Genomic DNA, 24,392 nt, shown 5'->3' on the forward strand with positions numbered 1-24,392 from the left:
TAATCGCCGGTTTGTCAACGCGCTGGCTGAACCATCGGGAATAATCCATGTCGACCGAGCGAGTGAAACTGCCGAAGAACTACCGGCCTTCCGAAAAGGAAGAATACATGAACGCCAAGCAGCTGGAATTCTTCCGCCAGAAGCTGCTGGACTGGCGCCAGGAACTGATCGACGAATCGCAGGAGACGATCAACAACCTCCGCGGCGAAGTGCGCGACGTCGGCGACGAGGCCGAGCGGGCCTCGCGCGAGACCGAGAACAGCCTCGAGCTCCGGACCCGCGATCGCTATCGCAAGCTCCTGGGCAAGATCGACCAGGCGCTGTCGAGGATCGACGACGGCAGCTACGGCTACTGCGAAGAGACCGGCGAGGAGATCGGCCTGGCCCGCCTCGAGGCACGCCCGATCGCCACCCTGTGTCTCGATGCGCAGGAACGCTGGGAGCTGAAACAGAAGCAGATGCGCGACAGCCGCTGAACGCGGCACCACGCTCGTCGTTGCCGGTCGCGGCGGGGGTGGGTCTACGGTATGATGAGACCGTTTTTCCGATCTCCAACCCTATGGGAGTGATCAACGCTATGAAACGTCTGGCATTGGCAATCTGCGGAGCGCTGGCGGCGAACGCTGCGGTCGCGCAGGACGAACTCTTCGACGATCGTTGGTACGTCACCGGTATCGGCGGCGCCGCGCTGGTCGACGAGGACCGGTTGGCTGACGACGACTGGCCGTACTACGGCGTGTCGATCGGCAAGTTCTTCTCGCCCAATTTCAGCCTCGAGTTGCAGATCGACGCCTACGAATCCGAGTTCGAGGGCAACGCTCTGACGGTGCCGGCCGGCGCCGACTCGAGCTTCGAGAACGTGGGCTACGGGCTGTTCGGCCGCTACCACTGGGGCCAGTACTCGAACTGGCGCCCGTTCGTGCTGGCCGGCGTCGGTCTGCAGGAACACGACAATTTCCTCGACGACGGGCGTGATGCGTTCGCGTCGGTCGGCCTGGGCGCGACCGCCCAGTTCGGCGACCACTGGAGCCTGCGTACGCAGTTCGAGGCGCGCTACGACAACGATCGGGCGACCTTCGACAACGACAACGGTTTCCTCGACGGCATCTTTTCGCTGGGCCTGAGCTACAAGTTCGGCGAGCCGCCGCGTCCGCCGGCACCGGAACCGGAGCCCGAGCCGTACGTCGCACCGGAACCGGCTCCCGCGCCGGCGCCTGCTCCCGCACCGGCGCCCGAACCCGAGGTCATTCTGGAGCTGGACTCCACCGTGACCTTCGAGTTCGATTCGTCCGTGTTGCTGCCGGCCGCGGAGCGTGAGCTCGACGGTGTGGTCGGCACCCTGAGCGATGCCGACACGATCGTTTCGATCGAGATCGCCGGCCATACGGACAGCATCGGTACCGATGAGTACAACCAGGGACTGTCCGAGCGGCGCGCCCAGTCGGTCGCCGACTACCTGGTTTCCCGGGGCGTGCCCCGCGACCGGATGGATGTGGTCGGCTACGGCGAATCGCGGCCGAAGGTGCCGAACACCTCGCCGGAGAATCGCCGCATGAACCGCCGCGTCGTGATTTCGGTGGTTGCGCGCGACTGATCGCGACGTTCGCAGGATCGACGTTGCGCGGCCGCCGGGCAAGGTCAGAAGGGGCCCGCCATGCGCGGGCCCTTTTCGTTTTCGGGCCGTCCGATCGGCCCGGTGGCAGGCAGCGAACGGATTCCCGGATGGGGGAGGGCGCCTGTGCCGATTCAGCCCAGGTCGTGGATCAGCTGGACCGTCGCGTCGCGGATTCGATCGATCCGCTCGAGCAGGTCATCGGTCGCTTGCTGGCGGGTTTCACGATCCTGGGCGTGCAGCCGGCCGGCTGCCGATTGCCAGGACTCGAACAGCTGCCGGCCGCGGTCGGGCAAAGGTTCGGGTAGCACCGTCGACAGATCACGGATCATCATCACCTTGCCCCAGCCCATGATCCAGGTTGCCGGGTCGGGTACAGCAGTCGTGGAGGGGTCCTCGACCCGGCCAACGAAGAAGCTCCGAGTCAGCACGGCTTCGCGGAGTTCGCCGACTTCGACCAGGATCCGGAAGGCCGCTTCCCGATGATTCCGCTGGACTTCGGACGTCTCCCCGCGCCAGGCCGCATAGCCCAACGAGGTAATCGCGAGGACCAGGCTGATCAATGCGACGGTGTTGCGGCGCAGCGACGCACGGACCGATCGGGTCTCGCCGAACGAGTCCCTGGCGCCGCGCGTCCAACGTGGACCGCGTCGACTCACGCAGCACCCAGCGCGCTGCGAGCGTGCCCCTTGATCGCGGCAAGCATGCTGGCCAGGCCGTTGGCCCGGGTCTGCGACAGGTGCTGGCTCAATCCGATCGCGTCGACGAACTCGGGCTCCGTATCGACGATCTCGCGCGCGCTGCGGCCGGAATAGACCCGGAGCACGAGATGGATCAGGCCGGAGACGATCGCCGCGTCGCTGTTGGCGCGGAAGAGCATTCGATCGGCATCGCCGTCGACGATCAACCACACCTGCGATTGACAGCCGTCGAGCAGGGCGTCGTCGCGCATTTCTTCCGGCGCCAGCGGCTCGAGCTTCCGGCCCAGGTCGATGATGTACTGGTAGCGGTCCAGCCAGTCATCGAACAGCTCGAACTCTTCGATGATCTCGCGTTGCTCGTCCATCGCCGAGTTCACGGGCCGCCCCCGGCCCGGACCTGCCAGCGGGTGCCGTCGGGACCGTCCTCGAGTTCGATGCCTCGCGCGTCCAGTTCGTCGCGGATCCGGTCGGCGGTGGCGAAGTCGCGGGCCTTGCGGGCGGCATTGCGCTCGGCGACCAGTCGCTCGACCTCCTCGCTATCGACGTCGGTGACCGCTTCGGTCCGGGCCGCGTGCCAGCCTTCGGGGTCCTGCAGCAGGCCCAGGACCGCGCCGGAGGCCGCGAGGGCCGCCGCCTTTCGAGCGCGCTCGGCGCCCTCGGCCTGCGCGGTCTCTCGCGACAGTCGGTTCAGTTCGGCCAGCGCGGCCGGCGTGTTGAGATCGTCGTCGAGCGCCTCGAGCACGGCCGGGTCGGGGTCGGCCGCCTCGCCGGGCGCATCGCTTTCCGACAGCGTCCGGTAGAGTCGATCGAGCGTGGTCACGGCCTGGACCAGGGCCGATTCCGACCAGTCCAGGGGCTGCCGGTAGTGGGCCGAGAGGAGCAGGTAGCGCATCGCTTCGCCGGGCCAGTCCTCGAGCAGGTCGTGGACGATCTGGGTATTGCCGAGGCTCTTGGACATCTTGCGCTTCTCGACGGTCACGAAGCCGTTGTGCAGCCAGAAGCGAGCGAACGCGTCGCGACCGTGGCAGCAACGGCTCTGGGCGACCTCGTTTTCATGGTGCGGGAACACCAGGTCCTGGCCGCCGGCATGGATGTCGATGACCTCGCCCAGGTGCGCAGCGCTCATCGCCGAGCACTCGATGTGCCAGCCCGGTCGACCCCGCCCCCAGGGGCTGTCCCAACCGGGCTGGGTGGAATCGGAGGGTTTCCACAGCACGAAATCGCCGGGGTTCTTCTTGTACGGCGCGACCTCGACGCGTGCCCCGGCAACCATCTCCCGGCGGTCCCGGCGCGACAGGGCGCCGTAGTCGTCGAAGGTGGTCACGTCGAACAGGACATGGCCTTCGGCGGCGTAGGCGTGGCCGCGCTCGATCAGCGTCTCGATCATCTCGATGATTTCGGCCATGTGGTCGGTCGCGCGCGGCTCGACGGTAGGCGTCCCGACGCCCAGGGCGGCCATGTCGGCGTGGTAGGCGTCGGTGAACCGCCGGGTGATCGTGCCGATTTCGATGCCCTGTTCGTGGGCGGCGGCGTTGATCTTGTCGTCGACGTCGGTGATGTTGCGCGCGTAGATCACGTTCGAATACCGTCGCTGGAGGAGACGGTAGAGCAGGTCGAAGATCACCGCCGGCCGTGCGTTGCCGATGTGCGCGTAGTTGTACACGGTCGGGCCGCAGGCATACATCGTCACCCGCTCGGGGTCCTGCGGAACGAACGCTTCCTTGCGCCGGGTCAGGGTGTTGTACAGGGTCAGCGGCATGCGGTATCCATGGTCGTCGCGTGGGTTTCGAGCGTGCCGATCGAGCCTGCGCACTGGTTCTTCCAGCGCCGGGCGAACGGACCGTCGTTCGATCGTTCGACCCGTCGCCCGGCCGCCCGTTCGACGCTCCTCGAACCGTCGTCGTGCGCACGCTGGAACGGTACGCGGGCTTGTTACACTGCCCGGCTTCAGTCTAACCAATCCGGTCCAACGCCATGTCTTCCCGCTCCGATTTCCTGCCCCCGGTCCGGCACTACGCCGCCCACGTCGAAACGCTGACCCGCAACACCGTCGAACGCCTGGCCCAGGCCGGCTACGACCGCCTGCTGATCCACAGCGGCCGGTCGCACGCACGCTTCCAGGACGACTACCACGCGCCGTTCCGGGCCCACGGCCATTTCGTCCACTGGCTGCCTCTGCCGAGCCATGCCGATTGCCTGCTCGAAGTCCGGCCCGGTCGCAAGCCGACGCTCTGGCTGAACGAGCCGGACGACTTCTGGCACGCCGCAGCGACGCCGCCGGAGGACTGGTGGGCGGACGCCTACGCGATCGAGACCGTTCGCTCGGCCGATGACTGGGCCCACGTGCTCGACGGCGACCGTGCCACGGCCCTGATCGCCGACCCGGTCGATTTCCCGGACCTCGGTGCGCGGGCCGACCTGAATCCGGCGGACCTGCTGTGGCGCCTCGACGAGGACCGCACGGTCAAGTCCGACTGGCAGCTCGATTGCCTGCGCGGGGCCAGCCGACGCGCAGTGGCCGGGCACCTCGCCGCCGGCGAGGCCTTCGACGGCGGCGGCTCCGAGCTGGAGATCCACCTGGCCTACCTGCAGGCCGCGGCCCATGACCCCAACGATCTCCCCTACAACAGCATCGTGGCGCTGAACGAGCACGCGGCCGTGCTGCATTACCAGCTACGGGATGCGGTGGCGCCGGAGACGCACCGGACCTTCCTGATCGATGCCGGTGCGGAGTGCCACGGCCTGGCCGCCGACATCACGCGGACCCGTGTGCGGTCCCGGGAAGGCCTGTTCGCCGATCTGCTCGACGCCATGGAATCGCTGCAGCTGCAGTTGGTCGAGCGCATGCAGCCGGGCATGGACTACGTGGCGATGCACCAGGAGGCACACCGCGGCGTGGCGCGCATCCTTCACGATGCCGGCCTGGTGAAGATGCCCGTCGATGCGATGATCGAGGACCGCATCACCAGCCGCTTCTATCCGCACGGCCTGGGCCACCACCTCGGTGTCCAGGTGCACGACGTCGGCGGCCGGGTCGCGCCGGACGGGTCGCCCCTGCCTCCGCCGGACGCGCACCCGTTCCTCCGCCTGACCCGGACCCTGGAGGAAGGCAACGTGATCACCGTGGAACCGGGGCTGTACTTCATCCCGAGCCTGCTGCAGGACCTGCGCGAGGGCGGGTTCGCCGATCGCTTCGACTGGAAGGCGATCGACGCGCTGATTCCCTTCGGTGGAATCCGCATCGAGGACGATGTGGTCGTGCGGCGCGGTGGTGCGCCGGAGAACCTGACCCGTGACGCGTTCGCCGCAGCGGAGTAGGAGCGGCCGCCGGCACAGGAGGGTCCGGAAACGAAAAACGGCAGCGCGAAGGCTGCCGTCTTGCGGTGACTCGCGCCGGGAACGCGGGCCGTTCTGCATCGTGGTCGGGGTGACTGGATTCGAACCAGCGACTCCTGCCTCCCGAAGACAGTGCTCTACCAGGCTGAGCTACACCCCGAACGAAGCGCGACAGTATAAATGCACCGTTCGAGGCTGGCAACACCCCGGTGTCATTTTCTCCGCCTTCGCCGGCCCGAAGCCCGCATCGCCGCTGGATCGGGGGCTCCCACGGGCCGATTCGTAAATTTTCCGTGAATTCGGGTCGCGCTCCGGGCGCCCGTTCCGTTAAAATCCTGTAATCGCGGTGTCATCGACGGCCCGTACCTTGCACTGGTTCCGATCGGACGGTGCGTGCCGTGACCCGGGAGGCTCGTCGCTTTTGTTCGATCCGAGTTGCATTCGATTCAACGATTCACCATTTCTGGAGTTTGACTGCATGAAACCCACGAACCTTTCGATCAGCCTGCGCGCGCTGCTCGCCCTGGTCGTCGTGAGTGCCCTGGCCGCGTCCACGGCCCTTGCACAGACCACGTCGTCCAACCTCCGCGGCCAGGTCATCTCGGCCGACGGCGATGTCATCGACAGCGCCTCCGTCGAGATCATCCACGTGCCGTCGAGCACCGTGTCCCGGGCGCAGACCAACGAGACCGGCCAGTTCTTCCAGGGCGGTCTGCGTGTCGGCGGCCCGTACAACATCACGGTCACCGCGGACGGCTACCAGATCCAGCGCCTCGAGAACGTGTATCTCGATCCGGGCGCGCAGGATCCGTTCCGGTTCACCCTGGTCGAAGCGGCTGCCGATCTGGATACGGTGCAGGTCACCGGTGCAGTCATTTCCCGGGCCGCCGAGCTGAACAACGGCGTGGGCTCGACCTATTCGGCCGAAGACATCGCCAACCAGCCGGCGACGGACCGCGACGTGGTCCGCACGCTGCTGCGCGATCCGCTGGCCCAGTCCGACGGCGTCGGCAACCTGTCCGTCGGCGGCGTCAACCCGCGCTTCAACGCGTTTACCATCGACGGCGCGGCCCAGACCGACGACTTCGGCCTGAGCTCGGGCACCTACGCCACCGCGCGTTCGCCGATCAACCTCGATGCGGTCGAGTCGGCGACCCTGGTCGCGGCCGACTACTCGGTCACCGCCTCGGACTTCACCGGCGGCCTGATCGACGTGGTCACCAAGTCCGGCACCAACGAATGGGACGGCTCGATCTACTACGCCTACAACGACGACAGCTTCATCGGCAACGACCTCGACGGCGGCCAGACCTTCGATCCGGGCAACTTCGAAGAAGAGGAGTACGGTTTCACGCTCGGCGGGCCGATCCTCAAGGACCGGCTGTTCTTCTTCCTGTCCTACGACGAGTACGAGAACGCCGCGCCTGCCGATTTCCAGCAATTCGACGTCAACAACGAAATCGATCCGTCCTTCTACGCGGCCATCCGCGAGCTGACCCAGCAGGTCTACGGCTTCGATCCGGGCGGTCGTCCGCAGGTCGCCAACGTGCCGGAAACCTCCGAGCGTACCCTGGCCAAGCTCGACTGGAACATCAACTACGACCATCGCGCGTCGTTCACGTACCAGAAGACCGAAGAGAACGACACCTCGGTCGGCGCGGACGAGTTCACCGGTGCCTGGTATGACGTGCCGAACGAGATCGACGCCTACACGCTGCAGCTGTTCAGCGACTGGTCGTACAACTTCTCGACCAGCCTGCGCGTCAACTACGTGGAAAAGGTCCGCGGCCAGAACTGCCGCGTGGGCCGCGGCTTCGGTCAGATCACGCTGGACGACTGGAACGCGGACGCCGTCGCCGGCAGCCCTCTGGAAGGTCTCCTCGGTGACGACGAAGTCAGCTTCACGCTGGGCTGCGATCGCTTCCGCCACGCCAACGCCTTCGACGACGAGCGTCTCGACATCCTGCTGTCCGGTGAGTACTTCGCCGGCGACCACGTCGTGACCTTCGGCGCGGAGTACGAGCAGTACGAATTGTTCAACCTCTTCGTGCCGCGTTCGAACGGTGAATTCACCTTCAACGACTACGACGAGTTCGTCAACCGGACGCCGGGTCGGGTCCGCTACGAGAACGTGACCAGCAACAATGCCCAGGACGGCGCCGCTGCCTGGGGCTACGACCAGATCGCGTTCTTCGTCCAGGATCGCTGGGCCATCACCCCGGACTTCGAGCTGAGCGCCGGCGTGCGCTACGAGCGCTTCCTGCAGGACGACAAGCCGGCCTTCAGCGGTGCGATCAACAGCCTTTACGGCGTCAACACGTCGAACAACCTCGACGGCAACGCCCTGTGGCTGCCCCGCGTCGGCTTCCTGTGGACCCCGGCGGCGCGCACCACCGTGTCCGGTGGCTTCGGCCTGTTCTCCGGCGGCAACCCGGAAGTCTGGGTGTCGAACGCGTTCCAGAGCGCGACCTTCTTCGCCCAGACCTTCGATGCGATGAATGTCGATATCCGCAACGTGCCGCAGGAACTGCAGGACGCGGTGGCGCAGGGTGTCGCGGTGCCGATCGACTACATCGCCGAGGACTTCGACACGCCGTCGGACTGGAAGGCCTCGCTGCGCTTCGAGCAGGGCTTCGACCTGAACAACGTGTTCGGCATGAACCTGGGTGACAACTACCGCTTCACCGCCCAGTACCTCTACACCAAGGTCCGCGACGGCTTCGTCTGGCGCAACCTGGCCCAGACCGCCAACCCGGACGCACTGCCCACTGGCGTCGCTCCGGACGGCCGCGTCATCTACGCCGACCTCGACGACCTGGGCATCAACAACCTGACCCAGCTGGGCAACGCCGACGGCTCCGAGAGCAGCGTGTTCACGGTCGGCCTGTCGAAGGCCTTCGATTCCGGCTTCAACTTCGATATCAGCTACGCGTACACCGATTCCGAAGTGATCTCGGAAGGCACCTCGTCGCGCGGTATCTCGAACTGGCGCGGCCAGTACACGCTGGACCAGAACAACCCGGCGCCGCGCACCTCGCCGTTCCAGATCGAGGATTCGTTCAAGTTCAACTTCGGCTACCAGAACGAGTTCTTCGGCGACCTGCTGACCCGCGTCGACGTATTCGGCCGCGTGTTCAAGGGCGACGTGTTCGGCGCCACCTTCGACGTCGGTCGTGACAACGCGCTGTTCGGCCGTGCCGGCCAGGGCGAGAGCCCGTTCGACAACCGTCCGCTGTACATTCCGACCCCGGGCAACGACCCGCTGGTCGTCTACGGTTCGGACTTCGACGTCGCCGGCTTCTTCAACTACGTCGAAGAGAACAACATCCCGGTCGGCGGCATTCTCGAGCCGTACTCGCTGGTGTCCGATGACTGGAACAACATCTGGGACCTGCGCTTCCAGCAGGAACTGCCGGGCATCCCGGGCATCGGCAAGTTCGTCGGCGACAACCGGTTCAAGCTGATTCTCGATGTCGAGAACTTCCTGAACCTGATCAACGACGACTGGGGTCGCTTCACGAACGGTCCGAGCTTCGGCCAGGCCAACATCGTGCGCGCCGACCTCGTGTCCGCAGCCGACGTGGCGGCCAACGGCGTCGATGGGGCAACGGCCCTGACCGGCGACGCGCCGCGTACGACCTGCCTCCAGGCCACCGACTGCCTGTACCGGTTCACCGATTTCGACGACGACCCGACGGTGTTCACCAGCCGTCCGCAGTCGGTCTACGAAATCCGCCTGACCCTGCGCTACGACTTCTGATCGTGGCGTGACCTCAAGTCCCGGCCCCCGGCCGGTGCTTGAAGCAGCACCCGAGCCCGCCGAGCGATCGGCGGGCTCTTTTTTTTTTGGAAAGGAAAGTGATTTACCGCAGATGAACGCGGATGAAGAGGCGGAGACCGAGTCCTCTTCGATCTCGGCGCCGGACCGTCGGCGAGAACGGGGGGTGTCTGCTCGAGAACAGGAACGACAGCCCCGAGTCAGTAAAGCGATGCGCACGCGTTGCCGGCCTGTGTGCGCAAGAAAACCGATCGCGTAGCCGGCAACCGGTGCCATGGGGCAGGGTGGAAACCGCAGCGCCGGATCGTTTCATTGCCACCCCGGATGACTCCCTGCGTCACGAATTCTTCCGCGTTCATCCGCGTTCATCCGCGTTCATCTGCGGTCAGTGCTCTTGAACGTTGGCCAGCGAGCTCCGGGCTTTCCTTTCTGCGCCGGATGCGTACACTGTTCGGCCCGCTCGATTCGGCCCGATCCGACCGCGCGGGATCGAATCGGAGCAAAGGACGAGAAATGAGCCAGAACGAACATTCGCCGCGCAACGGATGCGCGCAGCAGAAGCACACCACGCACGTGTATCCGGCCGGCACGCTGAACATCCTGTCGCGCGAGGAAGTCTCGCGCCTGTCCGACGCGACCCAGGAAGTCGGCGACATGCTGCGCCGCTGTGCGCTGGCCGTGCTCAACAGCGGCAACCCCGGCGACGACGCCGAGGAGATGCTGTCGCGCTATGCGGATTTCGCGATCCGCGTCGAACAGGTCAATCGGGGCATCCGGCTGGACCTGGACAACGCGCCCGGTTGTTCCTTCGTCGACGGTGAGATGATTCGCGGCATCCGCGAACTCCTCTCGGCAGTCGTTCGCGACATCGTCTACTTCCACACCGAGATCCGGCCCAATCCCTACTTCGACCAGGCGTCGTCGGAGGGCATCACCAACACCGTGTTCGAGATCGCGCGCAACGCGCACCTGCTCGACACGGGCGTGGACCCGAACCTGGTGGTCTGCTGGGGCGGCCACTCGATCCCGGACTTCGAATACGACTACACCAAGGAAGTCGGCTACCAGATGGGCCTGCGCGGCATCGACATCTGTACCGGCTGCGGCCCCGGCGCGATGAAGGGGCCGATGAAAGGCGCGACGATCGGGCACGCCAAGCAGCGCACCCTCCCGGGGCGCTATGTCGGCATCACCGAGCCGGGCATCATCGCTGCAGAATCGCCGAACCCGATCGTCAACGAACTGGTGATCCTGCCGGACATCGAAAAGCGCCTTGAAGCCTTCGTGCGGCTTGGTCATGGCGTGGTCGTGTTCCCGGGCGGCGTCGGTACGGCCGAAGAAATCCTGTTCCTGCTCGGCGTGTTGCTGAACCCGGCCAACGACGGCCAGCCGTTCCCGCTGGTCTTCACGGGGCCGGCCGAGTCGGCCGACTACTTCGAGGAAATCGATGCCTTCGTCGGGTTGACTCTCGGCGACCAGGCGCGGGAACGCTACCGCATCATCATCGACGATCCGGAAGCGGTCGCCCAGGAGATGCGGCAGGGACTGCAAGCGGTGCGCGCCTACCGGGTCGAGACTCAGGATGCGTTCTACTACAACTGGCTGCTGCACATCGACGACGAATTCCAGCGCCCCTTCGATCCGACCCACGAAGCGATGGCGAACCTGCCGGTATCGCGGGACCTGCCTCGCCACGAACTGGCCGCCAACCTGCGGCGGGTGTTCTCGGGGATCGTCTCGGGCAACGTGAAGGCCGACGGAATCCGTCGCATCCGCGAACATGGAAAGTTCGAGATTCGCGGCGAGCGGGAGATCATGGACGCGCTCGATCGCCTGCTGCAGCGCTTCGTGCGCCAGCACCGGATGAAACTTCCCGGCGAGACGGCGTACGAGCCCTGCTACCGCATCGTCAGCTGAGGCGAGCGCACGCGAGGAGGCACAGACGTCCTGCCGACCATAGTCTGTAGGAGTGAGCTTGCGAGCGAACGGGTACCAGCGTTCAGCTCTCGCCTGCAAGCACTGTCCTGCAGCCCGGATCGGAGCCGGGCTGGACCGGGGCTACTCTCCGCCGCCGTCCGCGTCGGCGCGATTTGCCTCGTCCAGCGCCTGCCGGAGCGTCGCGGCGCGGCGCTGTTCGCGAGCGCGCATCGCGCCGTCTTCGTTGACCAGTCCGTCGCGCATCAGGCGCCGGAAGTCGCTCAGCGGAATGCCGCGCGTCGGAAGCAGGGCCGTGCCTTCGACGCGCATGAACTGTGCCTCGGCGCGTGCGCGGCGCTGGTGCGCGAGCATGTCCGAGGCATCGATCCGCGAACGCGGCCCCTGGAAGCTCATCGGCCGGACCAGCGCCTGCAGCGCCTCGTCGCCCCGGCCGTTCTCGCCACCGAGCGCCGGCTGCGGCCAGCGGATCGCGTAGCCGTTGTCGGCACCCACCAGCACCTCGAAGGCGCAGCCTTCCGGGTGGCCGCGATAGCCGTCGTCCGGGTCCGTGACCAGGAACAGCAGGTAGCGCGGGTTCTCGGCACCGGACGCCGTTTCCGGGAAGTAGCACTCGACGTCCTTCAGCCCGGATTCCTTGACGATGAAGCGCTCGACGACGCGCGGTGCCTTATAGGACAGCAGCACGTCGAACCAGGCCCGGCCGTCGACCGGGAAGCCGCGGGCATACTCGTAATCGGTCCGATCGAGCTTGGCCAGCACCACCACGTCGGAGGTGGCGGCCCGGTCGGCCAGCCAGTGTTCGTCCTGTGCCGATGCATTGCCCAGCGAGAGCATCACAGCGGCGAGGAGCGCCGCGAACGGGATCTGCAAGGTTCGTTGAAATCTCATGTTCACTCGGACGATGGAGAGTCGTTGGAGTTCCGTCCGCTGCGTTCCGTCAGCGCTTCGCCGAGCCGCATGCGACGGCCCGGCCGGAGCGCGTCGGACCAGTCCGGCGCGTCGGGGCCGGTCAGCAGGACCACGGTCGAGCCCCAGTGGAAGCGCCCGAGTTCGTCGCCGGCCGCCAGCGCGACCGGGGCGTCGAAGTCGCGGCGCGAGACCCGGCGTCCGGGGCGGTGCGGCCCGCCTGCATCCCAGACCGTCTCGATACCCGCGACCAGCATCGCGGCGACCATGACCACGGCCATCGGCCCGAAGTCGGTGTCGAAGAGGGCGACCATGCGCTCGTTGCGGGCATAGAGGCGATCGATGCTGCGGCTGGTCGTGTCCGATACGCTGAACAGGCGGCCGGGAACGCGGATTTCGCTCTGCAGCCGTGCGCTGGCGGGCATGTGCACGCGATGGTAGTCGTAGGGGGCCAGGTAGATCGTCGCGAAGCGCCCGCCCGCGAAGGGGGTCGCCGCGTCTTTGTCGGTCAGCAGTTCCCGGACCGTGAAGATGCGGCCCTTGGCCTGCAGGATCCGTCCGTCGTCGATCCGCCCGCTCTGGCTCAGCGTGCCGTCGCAGGGGCTGACCAGGTCAGCGTCCGCGATCGGGCGAACGCCGGGCTTCAGCGCACGGGTAAAGAAGTCATCGAAGCTGCCGAACCCCTCGGCCGGCACCTCGGCTTCCTCCAGGTCGACGTCGAACACGCGCTGGAAGCCCGCCATCAGGGGCTTGCGCACCCAGCCGGCGCGGGACACGGAGATCCGATGGGCGAGTGCGGTCAGCGCGTGCTGGGGCAGCAGGTGCTGCAGCGCGACACCGGCCCGGCCGGCGGCAGATACGCGGTCAGCCACTCCGGCGAACCAGTTCGAACAGGTCGGCGATCATCGCTTCCGTGTCGATCGGCTGGGCGAACCGGCCGATCATCCGGCCCTCGCCATCGACGATGACGACCATGCCGGAGTGATCCACGCTGTAGAAGCCGGAGTCGTCCGGCGCCTGGCGGATGTACAGCGCGCCGAGTTGGCGGGTAACCGTGTCCAGCGCTTCGTCGTCGCCGGTCACAGCGCGGAAGTCCTCGTCGAACCATTCCACGTAGTCGCGCATGGTCTGGCCGCCGTCCCGCTCCGGGTCGACGGACACGAACACCACCTGCGGCAGTTTCTCCACGCGCATCAATTCGAGACGCTCGACGGCCGTTGCCAGCTGGCCCAGCGTATCGGGACACACATCGGGGCAGTTGGTGAAGCCGAAGAAGACCAGCGACAGCCTGCCCTGCAGGTCGGCTTCGGTGAACGGTCGGCCGTTGCCGTCCTGCAGTGCGAAGGGCTCGATCGGCCGCGCCTGCGGGTACAGCGACGCGGCGCGATACTCGGGCGCGGGCGAGAACATCGGGCGGGCCACGATCACGCCCGCCAGCACGGCGACGAGCGCGACCAGGACCGTCCACAGGACCCGTCCCGAGGCGCGCTCCGGAAGGGCAGGCCGAGCGGGCAGCGGGACGGGCTTCGCTGGGGTACGGGGCGTTGGTGATCGCATGGTTGAAGTATACCAATGCCGTATACTCGACCCATGTCGACGCGGTCCGATCAAGCCCCTCCGCCGACCCTCGGCGAGTGGGTCCGGAAGGCCGCCGAAGCCATGGATTCGGCCGGATTGTTCTTCGGTCACGGCACCGAGCGATCGATCGACGAGGCGTGCTGGATGGTCGCCCACCAACTGGATCTCTCGCCGGATTTCGACGAGGCGATGTTCGAGGTGCGCGTCGCCGACGAGGATCGCCGCGCACTGGAGACGCTGCTCGCGCGACGGATCGATACGCGCCGACCGCTCGCCTATCTGCTCGGCGAGGCCTGGTTCGCCGGCCTCCGATTTCACGTGACGCCCGAGACCCTGGTGCCACGTTCCCCGCTGGCCGAACTCATCGTCGAGGGCCTGCAGCCCTGGCTGGACCTCGAGCGTCCGCTGCGGGTGCTGGAGATCGGGACCGGTTCCGGTTGTATCGCGGGGGCACTGGCGTGGCACTGGCCGGCCCTGAGCGTCGACGCGAGCGATATCAGCGCCGGTGCGCTCGAGGTGGCGGCCGGCAATCTGCGCAGGCTCGGCGTCGGCGATCGGGTGAGGCTGTTCGAATCCGACGTCTACGACGCGCTCGGTGAGTCGCGCTACGACCTGATCATCAGCAATCCGCCGTACGTTCCCCAGGCATCGATGACCGATCTGCCGGAGGAGTACCGCCACGAGCCGGCACGTGCGCTGGTGGCCGGCCGCGATGGACTCGATATCGTGCGGCGGTTGATCGCCGGGGCCGGCGACCGTCTCGAGCCGGGCGGCCTGCTGCTGGTCGAGGTCGGCGAAGCGGCGCCGATGGCCGCGCAGCTGCTCGCCGATACCGATGCGATCTGGCTGGAGTTCCAGCACGGCGGGGAAGGAGTGTTCCTGCTCGATCGGGCCGCCGCGGTGGAACTCGCCGCCTCGGGCGGACTGGATCGGCCCGTGTCGATCGAAGTCGCGGACCGCGGAGTTTTGGAACGGAACCGGGAGAACGAGGCATGAGCTACAACCGATTCGGCCGCGTGCTGAGCATCACGACCTTCGGTGAGAGTCATGGGCCGGCGATCGGGTGCGTGATCGACGGCTTTCCGCCCGGCGTGGCGATTTCGGCCGAAGAGATCCGGGACGCCATGCTGCGCCGGGCGACCGGTCGCTCGCGGCACACCTCCCAACGGCGCGAGGCGGAGGACGTCCAGATCCTGTCCGGCACCTTCGAGGGGCGTACCACCGGGACGCCTATCGCCCTGGTCGTCTACAACACCGATGCCCGCAGCAAGGATTACGCCGACATCGCTGCCCAGTTCCGACCGGGCCATGCCGACTACACCTACCACCACAAGTACGGCGTGCGCGACTACCGCGGCGGTGGGCGATCCTCGGCGCGCGAGACCGCAATGCGGGTGGCCGCCGGAGCGCTGGCGGCAAAGTATCTCCATGACCGCTTCGGCATTCGCATCACCGGCTGGCTGGGCCAGCTCGGTGAGCAGGTCTGCGACGAGAACTTCGACGCCGAATCGATCGACGACAACCCGTTCTTCTGCCCCGACCCCCTGAAGGTACCGGCGCTCGAGGCCTACATGGACGCCCTGCGCAAGGAGGGCGATTCGGTTGGCGCACTGGTCCGCGCCCGGGCAGAGAACGTGCCGCCCGGATGGGGCGCACCGGTCTATGCCAAGCTCGACGGCGACCTGGCCGCGGCCATGATGAGTATCAATGCGGTCAAGGGCGTGGAGATCGGGGCGGGCTTCGGCTCGGTTGCGCAGAAGGGCACGGAGCATCGCGACGAGATCACGCCCGACGGGTTCCTGGGCAACCAGGCCGGTGGAGTCCTCGGCGGCATCTCGTCGGGCCAGCCGGTGACGGTAGCCGTTGCGTTCAAGCCCACGTCGAGCCTGCGGATTCCGGGGCGCACCGTCGACACCGAGGGGCGGCCGGTGGACATCGTGACCACCGGACGGCACGATCCCTGCGTCGGAATCCGGGCGGTGCCGATCGTCGAGGCCATGCTGGCACTGACTTTGATGGACCATTACCTGCTCCACCGTGCGCAGTGCGGCGACGTTCCGCCGCAGTCGCCGCGGGTGGAGTGAGCGCGCTCGCGATGCGCACGGAGGCAAGAATGACGGAACGGACCTACGACGTCGCCATCGTCGGCGCGACCGGCGCCGTCGGCGAGGTGCTGCTCGCCCTGCTCGCCGAGCGGGGGTTCCCGGTCGGCCGGGTGGTCGCGCTGGCCAGCGAGCGCTCGGCCGGAGACGAAGTGCAATTCGGAAAGAAGACACTTCGCGTGCAGTCGCTCGACCGCAACGACTTCGCCGGCATCGATTTCGCGTTCTTCTCGGCCGGGGGTGCGGTCTCCGAAGTCCATGCGCCGCGTGCGGCTGCGGCCGGCGCGGTGGTCATCGACAACACCTCGTTCTTCCGCATGCACGCCGACGTGCCCCTGGTCGTCCCGGAAGTCAATCCGGATCGGCTGGCACCGTTCGCCGACCCCGAACGTGCGGGCATCATCGCCAATCCCAACTGCTCGACGATCCAGATGGTTGTTGCCCTGGCACCGATCCATCGCGCCGCCGGCATCGAGCGGATCAACGTGGCGACCTACCAGGCAGTATCGGGAGCCGGCCGGCGGGCGATGGAAGAGCTGGGTCGACAGACGGCGGACAAGCTCAGTTTCCGCGAGCCGACGGTCGACGTGTTCACGGCGCCGATCGCGTTCAACGTGATTCCCCGGATCGACGTGTTCGACGCCGAAAGCAGCATGCCGGGATTCACCCGCGAGGAACGCAAGATGCACAACGAGACCCGCAAGATCCTCGACGACGATCGAATTGGCGTCAACGCGACCGCCGTGCGGGTGCCGGTCTTCTACGGTCACTCCGAGGCGGTGCACCTGGAGACGCGCCAGCCGATCGACCTGGAACGCGTCCGCGCGCTGCTGGCCGACGCGCCGGGCGTCGAGCTGCTGGCGTCCGATGCCGAACCGACGCCGCTGCAGCACGCCTCGGGCCGCGATGCGGTCGTCGTGGGCCGACTGCGTCGCGACCCGACCCACCCGCGTGGCATCGACCTGTGGATCACCGCCGACAACCTGCGCAAGGGCGCGGCGCTCAACGCGATCCAGATCGCGGAAACGATCCTCCGGCTCCAGCGCTGAAGCGCCGCTGTCCGGCCGTTCCGAAGGCCGGCGGTCGGCTGCGGCTTCGGGCTGTCTCGGGCCGAACCCCCTTGCTATACTCCGGCCATAATCATAAGCAGTGGCTCGGACAACGAGCACAGGGGAGTCGCTCATGCGCGGTACACGTATTTTCGCGATCCTGGCCGCCGTCGGCCTGGCGGCTCTGGCTGCCGATCCGGCCCGTGCACTGGGACTGGGTGAGGCACGGGTCGATTCCTACCTGAACCAGCCGCTGGACGTTCGAATCCGCCTTCTGGACGCGTCCGAAGCCGACCTCGACTCGCTGACCGTCGACACGGCGTCGGCCGAGGACTACCAGCGCCTGGGCCTGACCGCCAGCGCGCTGGCGCTCGGTCTCGAACTCGAGGTCGACCGAAGCCGCTCGCCGGCAGTGGTGCGGGTCCGATCGACGCGGCCCGTGTCCGACCCGATCGTCCAGATGCTGGTCGATGCTCGCTGGTCCAGCGGCCGCATGCTGCGCGAATACACCCTGTTTCTCGATCCGCCGGTGCTCGACATCGCGCCGCCGCCCAGCACCCGCTCCGAGCCGGCGCGTGCTGCCGAGCCCGCGTCCCGTCCTGCCGAGACCGCTACGCGGCCGTCGACGTCTTCGCGCCCTGCGCAATCGGATCGCCGGGCCGCCCAGGAAACCCCGCGCGCGGTTCGTTCCGGGGGCGGACAGCGGCTGGTCCGGAGCGGCGACACGTTGTGGTCGATCGCGCGAAGCAATCTTCCGGCCGACGACGTGACGATGAACCAGATGATGGTCGCGATCGTCGAGCTGAACCCGCAGGCGTTCCGCAACGGCAATATCCACCAGATGCTGCGCGGCAGCGAGCTCACGCTACCCACCGCCGACGAGGTCCGCCAGGTCGATGCCGCGTCCGCCCGGGCGACGGTGCAGACCCAGAACCGGATGTTCAATCAGCGGCTCGCCGGCGACGTGCCGGTGATTTCCGATGCTGCCCGCGGCGGTGATGCCGATCCGGATCGCTCCGAACCCGCGGCGCGGCCCGAACCGGAAGAGCCGCGCGATCCGCGTCCGGCCGCCACGACCCCCACCGCATCGCGCGAGCCCGAACCCGAGGGCCGCCTCGAGCTCGTTCCGGCCGGCGAGGATGCCTCCGGCACCGGCATGGAGGACGACGAGGCCGAAGTGGCGCAGCTGCGCGAGCAGCTGGCCCGGACCGAGGAGGAACTCTACGCCGCGCGCCTCGAGGCGGAAGACTTCCGCGCCCGCCTCGACGATCTCGAGACGCTGGTCGAGAACAACCCCGGCGGCGCCGGCATTTCCGATGCCGAACTGGCCGGCCTGGAGCAGACGCTGCGGGCCGCACGGCTGGCTGCGGAAGAGGACGCCGACCCGGCCATGCGCGCCGAGGTCACGGCCCAGCTCGACGACTACCTCGATCGCTTCGAAGCGGCCTCGATGGACGACGTCGATCCGGAGGCCGGTCCGTCCATCGATGACGGCGCCATCGACGACGCCGGAGACCTCGCCGCGGACGATTCGACCGCGGCTACGGGCGAATCCGAGGACCGACCCGGCGAACCTGCGGAAGAGACGCCATCCGAACCGGTGGTCACGCAGGTCGGCGGCAGCCGGGACGGAATCCTGTCCCGGCCCCTGTTCTGGCCGATCGCCGGCCTGGTCGCGCTGCTGATCGCGATCGGCGGATTCTGGGTCGCGCTGCAGCGGCGCCGGCGCGAAGCCGAAGACGCATCGGCCGTGGCCGGAGTCGTTCGCGGAACCGGCCCGGCGCGGGGCGCCGTCCCGCCGGCCGCCTCGGATCCGGTCGACCGCGCCCGTGCGGCGGTGGCGGAGCGTCCGGACGACCTGGCCGCGCATCTCGCGCTGCTGCAGGCCCTGGCCGGACGCGGCGAGAAGCAGGCCTTCGAGGACGCGCTGGAGCACATGTTCGAACACGTCGATTCCGGTGAAGAGCCGGCCTGGCGCGAGGCCGTCGAGCTGGCCGCCACCGTGTCGCCGGAGCATGTCCTCGTCAAGGGCAGTGCCGACTGGATGAGCGCATCGGTCGATTCGTCGGCCGAGCCGAAGAGCGAGATCGACGAAGAAAGCGAAGTCGGTGATCTGATGTCGAGGCTCGACGCCGAGCAGGACGAGGAGTCCGACGACAGCGAATGGCTGATCGACGAAGACGACGAAGCGGCCGAGACGGACGCAGGCCCGATGCTGCGGGATAGCGCCGACGAGGAGGACGAACCGCTGGTTCTCGGCGGCAAGGATCCGGACCACGATGATCTGGACAGCAAGGTCGAGCCCACGGGAGCCGACGAGCCGGCCATCGGCATGCTCGGCGACGCCAGCACGCCGGACGTGCCCGACGAGGAAGACGAAGCCGAGTGGCTCGACGACGACCTGGCCGGCGATGCCGAGCGCGACGACGCGACCCGCCGGATCGGCGACCAGACCGAGGCGGCCGGGGATGCCGGTGTTGCGGCGGACGACGACGCTTCGCTCGGCGACTGGACCAGCGAAGGCGAGGGCGGCGACGTGGCCGACGGTGGCGACGATTCGGCCGAAGCGGACGGCGACGACGACATCTTCGCGCCCAGCGACGACGACGTCGACGTCAAGCTCGACCTGGCACGCGCCTACCTGTCCTGGAACAGCACCGACTCGGCGAAGACGCTGCTCGAAGAAGTCGTCCGCGAGGGCAACCCCGAGCAGAAGGAACAGGCCCAGAAGCTGCTGGATGACCTCTGAGGAAACGACCGGAGGTCGCCATCGCATCGCGTTCGGGCTGGAGTACGACGGGAGCCGCTTCCGCGGCTTCCAGCGCCAGCAGCAGCGTCCGACGGTTCAGGAGGAGCTCGAGCGCGCCCTCGCGGCGGTCGCCGACCACCGCGTGACCGTGCACTGCGCCGGGCGCACCGATACGGGGGTCCACGCCGCCTGCCAGGTGATCCACATCGAGACCGCTTCGACCCGCAGCGAGCGGGCCTGGGTGCTGGGCGCGAATTCCAATCTTCCGGAGGCGGTGGCCGTGCGCTGGGCGCGCGTCGTCGACGACCGGTTCCACGCGCGATTCTCGGCGCGTGGCCGGCACTACCGCTATCGGATTCTCAATCGCTGGATCCGGCCCGGCCTGCATGCGGGGCGAGTGGCCTGGGAGCGGCGGGCCCTCGATGCGCAGCGTATGCACGAGGCCGCTCAGGTGTTGGTCGGCGAACACGATTTCTCGTCGTTCCGTGCCCTCGGCTGCCAGGCCCGGCACGCGGTGCGCGAACTGAAACGGATCGACGTCCGCCGCCGCGACGACGAGGTGGTTCTTGACGTGTCTGCCAACGCCTTCCTCTACCATATGGTCCGGAACATCGCGGGCACGTTGATCGCGGTCGGCTGCGGTGACCGTCCCGCGGACTGGGTCGGCGAGGTGCTCGCGTCCAGGGACCGCGCCCTGGCCGGCGTCACGGCGCCGGCCGAAGGGCTGTATTTCATGGGCGTCGACTACCCGGACCATCCGGAACTGCCGACCCGGGCCGACGCGCTGGACGCGTTCCCGCGGGGCCGTGACCTGAGCTGAACTCGAGCCGGCGTCGCCTCCGATCGCGCGTGGCCGCGTCGGACTCCCGGATTCACCTCAGGGCCTCACCGCCCGTCGATCACGAAAGGAGCATCATGCGAACGCGGGTAAAGATCTGCGGCATCACGCGACCGGACGATGGCCGCCAGGCGGCCGAGCTCGGCGCCGACGCCATCGGACTGGTCTTCGTGGAGCGCAGTCCGAGGCACGTCGAGGTCGAGGCGGCGCGGGCGATCTGCGAAGCGTTGCCGCCATTGACCGGTGCGGTCGGGCTGTTCATGAACGCGACGCCGGAGCAGGTGCGCGCGGTGCTCGATCGGGTGCCGCTGAACTGGCTGCAGTTCCACGGCGACGAAGACGCCGCCTACTGCCGTCAGTTCGGCCGGCCGTACATCAAGGCGCTGCCGATGAAATCGCCCGGGGCGGTCGATTACGATGCCTTTCCCGACGCCTCCGCGCTGCTGCTGGACGCCCATGCGGCCGGCGGCATGGGGGGCTCGGGGCAGCGCCTGGACTGGGCGGCCCTGACCCCGCCGAAGCGGCCCTGGATCCTGGCCGGCGGCCTGGGTCCGGACAACGTGGCCGAAGCGGTCGGCGCACTGCGGCCGCCGGCGGTCGATGTGTCGTCGGGGGTGGAATCCGCCCCCGGGATCAAGAGTGGTAATCTGATGGATCAATTCATGCGAGGTGCAAGGAATGGCTGAAGCGGCGCCCCTGTCCGCGGATCGAGCGCGGGCCGACGACACGGCGACCCGGGACCCGCTGCCGGATGCCCGTGGGCATTTCGGCGCGTACGGTGGACGGTTCGTATCCGAGACGCTGATGGCGGCGCTGGAAGAGCTCGAGGCCGCGTGGCGGCGCTACTCGGACGACCCGGAATTCCAGGCCGAGCTCGACGCCGACCTCGCCCACTTCGTCGGCCGCCCGTCGCCCCTGTACCTGTGCGAGCGCCTCACGGCCCACGCCGGTGGCGCGAAGATCGTGTTCAAGCGCGAAGACCTGAATCATACGGGCGCACACAAGATCAACTCGACGGTCGGCCAGGCCCTGCTGGCCCGTGCGATGGGCAAGAAGCGCGTCATCGCGGAGACCGGCGCCGGGCAGCACGGCGTGGCCTCGGCCACGGTCGCGGCGCGCATGGGCATGGAATGCGTGGTCTACATGGGCGCAGAGGACATCCGCCGCCAGGCGATCAACGTGTTCCGGATGAAGTTGCTCGGCGCGAAGGTCGTCGCGGTCGAATCCGGCGCTCGCACGCTCAAGGACGCGCTGAACGAGGCGATGCGCGACTGGGTGACCAACGTCGACGATACCTTCTACATTCTCGGCACCGTGGCCGGTCCGCACCCGTATCCGGCCCTGGTCCGCGACTTCAACGCGGTCGTCGGGCGCGAAGCCCGGCGCCAGTTCCAGGACGAGTACGGCGCGCTGCCCGATGCGCTCGTCGCCTGCGTCGGCGGTGGCTCCAACGCCATCGGCCTGTTCCACCCGTTCATCGACGACGAGCAGGTCGCGATGTACGGGGTCGAGGCCGCCGGCCGCGGCCTGTCGGGCCTGGATCATGCGGCCAGCCTGTGCGCCGGCAAGGTCGGCGTGCTGCACGGCAGCCGGACCTACCTCCTCGACGACGAGGCGGGCCAGATCCGGCATACGCATTCCGTGTCGGCCGGCCTGGACTACCCCGGCGTCGGGCCCGAGCATTCGTGGCTCAAGGACATCAAGCGGGCCGAGTACGTCGGGATTACCGACGAGGAAGCACTCAAGGCCTTCCACCTGTGCACCCGGAAAGAGGGCATCATGCCCGCGCTGGAAAGCGCGCATGCGGTCGCCTACGGCCTGAAGCTGGCGGCCACGATGTCGCCGGACCAGACCGTGCTGGTCAACATGTCCGGCCGCGGCGACAAGGACATCCATACCGTGGCGGACCTGGAGGGCATCGAGGTTTGAGCACCGTGACCAATCGAATCGATCGTCGCTTCGCCGAGCTGGCCGAGTCCGGCCGCGCCGGGCTGATCCCGTACGTGACCGCGGGCCATCCTTCGCCGGAGGCCACGGTCGATGTGATGCACCGGCTGGTCGAGGGCGGTGCCGACCTGCTCGAACTGGGGGTGCCGTTCTCCGACGTGATGGCCGACGGGCCGGTGATCCAGAATGCGTGCCAGCGCGCGCTGGAGGCCGGCATGACCCTGGACCGCGTGTTCGACATGGTTCGGTCGTTCCGCGCCGATGACGCCGAGACACCGGTGATCCTGATGGGGTACATGAACCCGATCGAGCGGCGCGGACTGGACGACTTCGTCGAGCAGGCCGCCGACGCAGGCGTCGACGGCCTGCTCATCGTCGACTGTCCCGCCGACGAGGCGGAGGACACGCGGGCGGCGCTCGAACAGCAGGGGATGCACCAGGTGTTCCTCGTCGCGCCGACGACCACGGAGTCCCGCCTGCAGCGGATGGCGCCGATGGCCGGCGGCTTCGTCTATTACGTTTCGCTGAAGGGCGTGACCGGATCGGCCGCGCTCGACGCGGACGCGCTGGCGCCCGCGATCGAGCGCCTGCGTGCGCACACGCCGGTTCCGGTGGCCGTCGGGTTCGGAATCTCGACCGCGGAGCAGGCGGCCGACGTGGCTCGCGTGGCCGATGCGGTGGTGATCGGCTCGGCCCTGGTCAAGGCGCTCGACGGCAGCGAGACGGTCGAGGATGCGGTTGCCGTGGCCGGGCGCTTCGTCGATTCCGTTCGCAGCGCCATGGATGCCGCCCGCGCGTCGGGCAACGACCGGGTGGCCGAGGCATGAGCTGGTTCCAGAAACTGATGCCGTCGCGGATCCGCACCGAAGGCGGAAAGTCGCGCAAGGTCCCCGACGGCCTGTGGACGAAGTGCAAGGCCTGCGAAGCGGTGCTGTACCGGCCGGAGCTGGAGCGGTCGCTGAACGTCTGCCCGAAGTGCGACCACCACATGACGTTGACCGGTCGGGCGCGGCTGGAAGCGTTCCTGGACGAGGACGGCAGGGTCGAGCTCGGCGGCAACCTGAAGCCGAAGGACCCGCTGAAGTTCCGCGATACCAAGCGTTATCGCGATCGCCTCGTCGCGGCCCAGAAGGCGACCGGCGAGAACGATGCGATGGTCGTGATGCGCGGCGCGCTGCTGGAGCTGCCGCTGACCGCCTGCGCCTTCGACTTCAAGTTCATGGGCGGTTCCATGGGCTCGGTGGTCGGCGAGAAGTTCATGGTCGGCGTCGATTCGGCGCTCGAGCACCGTCAGCCGCTGGTCTGCTTCGCGGCCTCCGGCGGCGCCCGGATGCAGGAGGGCCTGTTCTCGCTGATGCAGATGGCCAAGACGTCCGCTGGCCTGGCCCGGATGGCCGAGGCCGGCCTGCCGTTCATCTCGGTCCTGACCCACCCGACCACCGGGGGCGTGTCGGCCAGCCTCGGCATGCTCGGCGACCTCAACGTGGCCGAGCCGGGCGCGCTGATCGGCTTCGCGGGGCCTCGCGTGATCGAACAGACCGTACGTGAGCAGCTCCCGGAAGGCTTCCAGCGCTCCGAGTTCCTCCTCGAGAAGGGCGCGATCGATCTGATCGTCGATCGTCGCGAGATGCGCTCGCGGCTGCACCTGGTCCTCAGCCTTCTGATGGGTGGTCGGGGCGATGGCCGGGTACGGATCGGGGAGATCGAGGACACGCCCGACGACGCGTTCGATGGGCAGTCGCTGCAGTCCGAACCGGTCGGCGAGGGCGAAGCGCCCGGCGACCGCTCCGAGCAGCGCTCGCGGTCTCGCGCCGACGACGCCCCGACCGACGTCAACGACTGACCTGCACCCCGATGA

20 protein-coding genes and 1 tRNA gene are annotated in these 24,392 nt (G+C 67.9%); 14 read left to right on the forward strand and 7 right to left on the reverse strand.

Annotation, left to right across the window (positions count from 1 at the left end; genetic code table 11):
- Nucleotides 1-47 precede the first annotated feature (47 nt).
- Nucleotides 48-476, forward strand: coding sequence for an RNA polymerase-binding protein DksA (gene dksA, locus KUV67_10145; protein ID MBY6205242.1), 429 nt, complete (start codon nt 48-50; stop codon nt 474-476).
- A gap of 101 nt (nt 477-577) precedes the next feature.
- Entirely contained in the window at nt 578-1,594 is a 1,017-nt protein-coding gene (locus KUV67_10150; GenBank protein ID MBY6205243.1) for an OmpA family protein, read from the forward strand.
- 152 nt (nt 1,595-1,746) lie between these two features.
- Here the strand turns inward: KUV67_10150 and KUV67_10155 are convergent, their stop codons facing one another.
- Genes KUV67_10155 through cysS form a run of 3 tightly spaced genes read right to left on the reverse strand, consistent with a single transcriptional unit; the run spans nt 1,747 to nt 4,072 of the window.
- The gene (locus KUV67_10155) at nt 1,747-2,271 is read right to left on the reverse strand and encodes a hypothetical protein (protein ID MBY6205244.1); all 525 of its coding nucleotides are present in this window, start codon (nt 2,269-2,271) and stop codon (nt 1,747-1,749) included.
- On the reverse strand, nt 2,268-2,678 hold the full coding sequence (locus KUV67_10160) for a SufE family protein (GenBank protein ID MBY6205245.1): 411 nt from the start codon (nt 2,676-2,678) through the stop codon (nt 2,268-2,270). Before KUV67_10160 ends, KUV67_10155 begins: the two co-directional genes overlap by 4 nt.
- 8 nt (nt 2,679-2,686) lie before the next feature.
- On the reverse strand, nt 2,687-4,072 hold the full coding sequence (gene cysS / locus KUV67_10165; protein ID MBY6205246.1) for a cysteine--tRNA ligase: 1,386 nt from the start codon (nt 4,070-4,072) through the stop codon (nt 2,687-2,689).
- A 215-nt stretch (nt 4,073-4,287) separates the two neighbouring features.
- Between cysS and pepQ the strand changes: the two genes are divergently transcribed.
- The gene (pepQ, locus tag KUV67_10170; protein MBY6205247.1) at nt 4,288-5,631 is read left to right on the forward strand and encodes a Xaa-Pro dipeptidase; all 1,344 of its coding nucleotides are present in this window, start codon (nt 4,288-4,290) and stop codon (nt 5,629-5,631) included.
- Between the two features lie 101 nt (nt 5,632-5,732).
- On the opposite strand, the gene KUV67_10175 is transcribed toward pepQ, so the two are convergent.
- Nucleotides 5,733-5,809: transfer RNA gene (locus KUV67_10175), tRNA-Pro, on the reverse strand.
- A gap of 318 nt (nt 5,810-6,127) precedes the next feature.
- Here KUV67_10175 and KUV67_10180 point away from each other — a divergent pair.
- Both KUV67_10180 and ppnN read left to right on the forward strand, forming a co-directional pair.
- Nucleotides 6,128-9,409 carry a TonB-dependent receptor gene (locus KUV67_10180; protein ID MBY6205248.1) on the forward strand — a complete coding sequence of 1,094 codons (3,282 nt, stop codon included), beginning with the start codon at nt 6,128-6,130 and terminating at the stop codon, nt 9,407-9,409.
- Nucleotides 9,410-9,940: 531 nt separating this feature from the next.
- On the forward strand, nt 9,941-11,344 hold the full coding sequence (gene ppnN / locus KUV67_10185) for a nucleotide 5'-monophosphate nucleosidase PpnN (protein MBY6205249.1): 1,404 nt from the start codon (nt 9,941-9,943) through the stop codon (nt 11,342-11,344).
- Between the two features lie 141 nt (nt 11,345-11,485).
- Here ppnN and KUV67_10190 read toward each other — a convergent pair whose 3' ends face one another.
- The 3 genes from KUV67_10190 to KUV67_10200 are packed head-to-tail and all read right to left on the reverse strand — an operon-like array spanning nt 11,486 to nt 13,828.
- Complete coding sequence (locus KUV67_10190; GenBank protein MBY6205250.1) at nt 11,486-12,253, reverse strand: hypothetical protein; 768 nt, start codon at nt 12,251-12,253, stop codon at nt 11,486-11,488.
- A gap of 2 nt (nt 12,254-12,255) precedes the next feature.
- A complete protein-coding gene (gene asd / locus KUV67_10195) occupies nt 12,256-13,143 on the reverse strand; it encodes an archaetidylserine decarboxylase (GenBank protein ID MBY6205251.1) in 888 nt (295 codons plus the stop codon).
- Entirely contained in the window at nt 13,136-13,828 is a 693-nt protein-coding gene (locus KUV67_10200; GenBank protein ID MBY6205252.1) for an SCO family protein, read from the reverse strand. The genes asd and KUV67_10200 overlap by 8 nt, the downstream gene beginning before the upstream one ends.
- Before the next feature lie 33 nt (nt 13,829-13,861).
- On the opposite strand from KUV67_10200, the gene prmB reads away from it, so the two are divergent.
- From prmB to accD, 9 genes are all read left to right on the forward strand, one after another.
- Entirely contained in the window at nt 13,862-14,845 is a 984-nt protein-coding gene (gene prmB / locus KUV67_10205) for a 50S ribosomal protein L3 N(5)-glutamine methyltransferase (GenBank protein ID MBY6205253.1), read from the forward strand.
- Entirely contained in the window at nt 14,842-15,933 is a 1,092-nt protein-coding gene (gene aroC, locus KUV67_10210) for a chorismate synthase (protein MBY6205254.1), read from the forward strand. The genes prmB and aroC overlap by 4 nt, the downstream gene beginning before the upstream one ends.
- A gap of 29 nt (nt 15,934-15,962) precedes the next feature.
- On the forward strand, nt 15,963-17,000 hold the full coding sequence (locus KUV67_10215; GenBank protein MBY6205255.1) for an aspartate-semialdehyde dehydrogenase: 1,038 nt from the start codon (nt 15,963-15,965) through the stop codon (nt 16,998-17,000).
- 133 nt (nt 17,001-17,133) lie between these two features.
- Nucleotides 17,134-19,749, forward strand: coding sequence for a hypothetical protein (locus tag KUV67_10220; protein ID MBY6205256.1), 2,616 nt, complete (start codon nt 17,134-17,136; stop codon nt 19,747-19,749).
- A complete protein-coding gene (truA, locus tag KUV67_10225) occupies nt 19,739-20,569 on the forward strand; it encodes a tRNA pseudouridine(38-40) synthase TruA (GenBank protein ID MBY6205257.1) in 831 nt (276 codons plus the stop codon). Before KUV67_10220 ends, truA begins: the two co-directional genes overlap by 11 nt.
- Before the next feature lie 95 nt (nt 20,570-20,664).
- Nucleotides 20,665-21,273, forward strand: coding sequence for a phosphoribosylanthranilate isomerase (locus KUV67_10230; GenBank protein ID MBY6205258.1), 609 nt, complete (start codon nt 20,665-20,667; stop codon nt 21,271-21,273).
- Nucleotides 21,266-22,516 carry a tryptophan synthase subunit beta gene (trpB, locus tag KUV67_10235; GenBank protein ID MBY6205259.1) on the forward strand — a complete coding sequence of 417 codons (1,251 nt, stop codon included), beginning with the start codon at nt 21,266-21,268 and terminating at the stop codon, nt 22,514-22,516. The genes KUV67_10230 and trpB overlap by 8 nt, the downstream gene beginning before the upstream one ends.
- A gap of 5 nt (nt 22,517-22,521) precedes the next feature.
- Entirely contained in the window at nt 22,522-23,361 is an 840-nt protein-coding gene (trpA, locus tag KUV67_10240; protein MBY6205260.1) for a tryptophan synthase subunit alpha, read from the forward strand.
- Complete coding sequence (accD, locus tag KUV67_10245; GenBank protein ID MBY6205261.1) at nt 23,358-24,377, forward strand: acetyl-CoA carboxylase, carboxyltransferase subunit beta; 1,020 nt, start codon at nt 23,358-23,360, stop codon at nt 24,375-24,377. The genes trpA and accD overlap by 4 nt, the downstream gene beginning before the upstream one ends.
- Nucleotides 24,378-24,392 lie beyond the last annotated feature (15 nt).

Origin of the sequence: Halomonas denitrificans (assembly GCA_019800895.1) — a bacterium.
Taxonomy (GTDB): domain Bacteria; phylum Pseudomonadota; class Gammaproteobacteria; order Xanthomonadales; family Wenzhouxiangellaceae.